The sequence below is a fragment of the Bacillus sp. JJ1566 genome (genome assembly GCF_036962685.1).
GTDB lineage: Bacteria > Bacillota > Bacilli > Bacillales > Bacillaceae_L > Ferdinandcohnia.
Genome location: NZ_JBALOP010000098.1, coordinates 1 through 1478, shown reverse-complemented (window position 1 = coordinate 1478; position 1478 = coordinate 1). Strand labels below are relative to the sequence as shown.

General features: G+C 34.6%; 1 protein-coding gene and 1 pseudogene. Both read right to left on the bottom strand.

Annotated elements, in window-relative coordinates; all coding sequences use genetic code 11:
* Positions 1 to 32: 32 nt before the first annotated feature.
* Positions 33 to 896 (bottom strand): annotated as a pseudogene (locus V7112_RS23740) (IS3 family transposase); the annotation flags it as partial.
* Complete coding sequence (locus V7112_RS23735; protein ID WP_335424444.1) at positions 860 to 1426, bottom strand: helix-turn-helix domain-containing protein; 567 nt, start codon at positions 1424 to 1426, stop codon at positions 860 to 862. The pseudogene V7112_RS23740 and the gene V7112_RS23735, both read right to left, overlap by 37 nt.
* Positions 1427 to 1478 lie beyond the last annotated feature (52 nt).

Genomic DNA, 1478 nt, shown 5'->3' with positions numbered 1-1478 from the left:
TGATGTGACCCCCAATAATTAGAGTTTAATTTTTAAGCAGCTGATTGGCTGGTATGAATACGGTATTGTACTGGACTCATACCTGCCAATTTTTGCTTTATTCGCTTGTTATTATAATAACTGATATAATCTTCAATTCTATTTTTTAGTTCATCAAATGTGCACAGAGCTTCTCCGTAATACATTTCTTGTTTTAGTAATCCAAAAAAGTTCTCCATAGGTGAATTATCTAAACAGTTTCCTTTGCGTGACATACTCTGGAATACCTTATTTTCCTTAAGTGTTTCTACCCATTTATTATGTTGATATTGCCAACCCTGATCAGAATGAATAGTTGTTCTAAACTTTGAATCTTTAACAATTTTAAGCGCTTCTTCTAATGGTGTTAGCGCCAAATCTAAGGTTGGGCGCGTATTTATCCCATAGGAAAGAATCTCACCATTAAACATATCCAAAATAGGACTAAGATACAGTTTTACACCGTCTGAGCACTTAAATTCAGTAATATCCGTAGCTAGCTTTTGATGACTTACGTTAGTGTAGAAACGACGGTTAATTCGGTTTTTCGCAATCTTCCCAACAATCCCGTTGTAAGAGCTATATTTACGTGACTTTCTTCTAAATTTATCTCCTTTAAGGCCGAGTTTTTTCATAATGCGCTGAACTACTTTATGATTCACTTTATATCCTTGATTTTTCAATTCTAGATGAACACGACGGTACCCATAATTTCCGTTGTTTTCATCGAAAATAGATTGAATAGCTGCTTCCAATTCTTGATCTGGATTCTCCTTCTTCATCATTTTTATATGATAATGGTAAGAGGATTCTGGAATACCGACTCTGAGTAAAACATCTTTTAATTTGAAGTCTTCTTTGAGTTCGTATGATAATGCTGCTTGTGCTTTTCGAGATAGCTCTCCGGATCCATCTGAAAAGCTCGTAACTTTTTTAAATACTCTACCTCCAAACGAAGAAGTTCGTTTTCTCTTTCGAGTTTTTGTTGATACGTCAGTTCTCTTTCTTCTGTAGATTTTTTAGTATTTCTTTTCTTGGCATTATCAGACATGGGTGGTCGTCCCTTCGGTTTACCCAGAGCTTCAATGCCTTCCTCTAGAAAAGTCTTTTTCCACGTAGTAATAAGTGGTGGACTTGGAATTCCAAATTGAAGGGCAGTATCCATGATAGAAGCACCTGTGTTTTTCATATAGTCTAATACATCCATTTTAAATTGAACAGAATAAACTTTATTGTGTTGCTTACGGGCCAGGCCATCCATTCCAAATTTCTCAAACGATTTTACCCACTTCTTAATTTGATTATGACTTTTAACATCATGTTTCTTAGCTAATAACTCATATCCTAATTTTCCTTCTTTATATTCTCTAACAACCATTAATTTAAATTGTTCACTATACTTAGCCATAAAAATACACCCCAAAAGTCAGTTTTTACTCTAACTTTTGGGGTGCAGTACA

What these genes read in the sequence shown, in the direction of transcription:
- V7112_RS23735 (WP_335424444.1), bottom strand. Translation starts at nt 1,426, where the DNA reads ATGGCTAAGTATAGTGAACAATTTAAATTAATGGTTGTTAGAGAATAT.